The sequence below is a fragment of the Candidatus Magnetaquicoccus inordinatus genome (assembly GCF_004217665.1).
GTDB classification, from domain to species: domain Bacteria; phylum Pseudomonadota; class Magnetococcia; order Magnetococcales; family Magnetaquicoccaceae; genus Magnetaquicoccus; species Magnetaquicoccus inordinatus.
The window spans coordinates 1-1,747 of the sequence record NZ_RXIU01000388.1; the positions used below are offsets into that span (position 1 = coordinate 1).

Here is a 1,747-nt window from a genome sequence, read left to right on the forward strand (position 1 = left end):
TAGCATTCGCGCACGCCGCGACAATCTGTGCCCCGAAGGGGCACTCTTTGGGAGGGCGGACGCCCGACATGCACAGTGGGGTGATTATTTTCTTTTGTTATTCATCTCCGTGCTGGTTTGCCAGCGTTACCCCCATGGGGATGCAGTGCGAATTGGCGCAACTATTCAGGTTTGAGTTGGATTGCCAGCGTTACCCCCATGGGGATGCAGTGCGCATTGGCGCAGCTATTCAGGTTTGAGTTGGATTGCCAGCGTTACCCCCATGGGGATGCAGTGCGGATTGGCGCAAAAATGCGCGCCAATCCGCACAGCTTGCTTCCATTAGGCGCGCTGCGCCGACGCAAAAAGCGCGTCGGCTTGTTGTGAAAAGCGCGCCAAAGGCAAAAGATAAAAAGATAAAGGCAAAAGATAAAAAGATAAAATCCCAGAGGCTTTGCCTCTGGACTCCACCAGGGAGGTGCCCTCCCTGGACCCGCAGTTTTTTTTGTGGTGAATAAGTGAATAGTTATAATTGCAACAGATCAAAACCTGCCACACTTGACCAAAAATATGGCCAATATCCGTTATCCTATCTGTGACCTCTTCTCCAGCATCCAAGGCGAAGCTACCTGGAGCGGACGCGCCATGCTCTTTATCCGCTTCCATGGCTGCCCCCTCTCCTGCCCCTGGTGCGATGAACCTCTCCATCGCGACCCCAATACACGCCAGGATTTGCTGCAAGAAGAGCTCCTCGCCAGCCTGCAAAAACTGAATGCCACCCTGCCCTACCTGCTGCTGACCGGAGGCGAACCCTTGGCCGTGCCCCACTTGTCAGAACTGGTCGTCTATTTGAAACAGCAAGGCTACTGGCTGGCCATGGAAACCAGCGGCGTCGGCGGTACCATCCCAAACGGAATCGACTGGATCACCCTGTCACCAAAAACCCCATTACCGGAGGAGATATATAACAAGGCAAATGAAATCAAATATATCATCGAAGCCCCTCCATCCGCAAAACGCACAGCAGAAATAGTGCAACGCGCCATACAACACGGCAATGTCTGGGTGCAACCACGTGCCCAACCCCAACAAGATCCCCACCAGCACCCCGCAATCGATCCGCAAGCTTTGGCCGGCTGCCTGCAACTGATCCGCCAATCGGCAGGAAAGATTCGCCTCTCACTGCAAATCCATAAATGGGCCCACATACCGTGACACAAACCATCCCATCCCTCTTGTTGATCACAGATCCCACTCTAGGCCAACACTTGCCCCAACAGGTCACTGCCGCACTACGCGGAGGCGTCAAGCATCTGTTGCTGCGCCATAAACAGGCAACAGCAGGCGAAATGCTGCGCTTGGCGCAAGAGATGCAATCACTAACCCGTGCCTATAGAGCCGCCCTGCTGATTCATGACCGCTTGGATATCGCCCTGGCAGTGGCTGCCGATGGCGTGCACCTGCCCGAACACGGTCTGCCCACCGCCATCGCCCGCACTCTCTGGCCCGGCTTGCTGGGACGATCCTGTCACTCCGTGGAGAGCGCTCGCCAAGCACTGCAAGAAGGCGCCGATTATGTCACCCTCTCCCCCCTCTTTGCCACAAGCTCCCATCCAGAGGCCACCCCCCTGGGTTTGGAGCGCTTTCGCTCCTGGCGGCAACAAATCCACGGACCAGTGCTGGCCCTCGGCGGCATCCACAAAGAGAACGCCCACTTGGCCCGCGCAGCAGGTGCCGATGGAGTGGCAATGATTCGCGGTTTGTTGGC

Annotated in this window: 3 protein-coding genes; 2 read left to right on the forward strand and 1 reads right to left on the reverse strand. The window is 56.4% G+C overall.

From position 1 onward, the window contains the following. Window positions 1–321: 321 nt before the first annotated feature. A complete protein-coding gene (locus EJP87_RS18100) occupies window positions 322–645 on the reverse strand; it encodes a hypothetical protein (protein ID WP_193771456.1) in 324 nt (107 codons plus the stop codon). On the opposite strand from EJP87_RS18100, the gene EJP87_RS15900 reads away from it, so the two are divergent. Next, entirely contained in the window at window positions 625–1,194 is a 570-nt protein-coding gene (locus EJP87_RS15900; RefSeq protein ID WP_193771457.1) for a 7-carboxy-7-deazaguanine synthase QueE, read from the forward strand. The genes EJP87_RS18100 and EJP87_RS15900 overlap by 21 nt on opposite strands. Then, window positions 1,176–1,747: thiamine phosphate synthase (locus tag EJP87_RS15905; protein ID WP_130472831.1), on the forward strand; the 572-nt coding region annotated here is incomplete at its 3' end. The genes EJP87_RS15900 and EJP87_RS15905, both read left to right, overlap by 19 nt.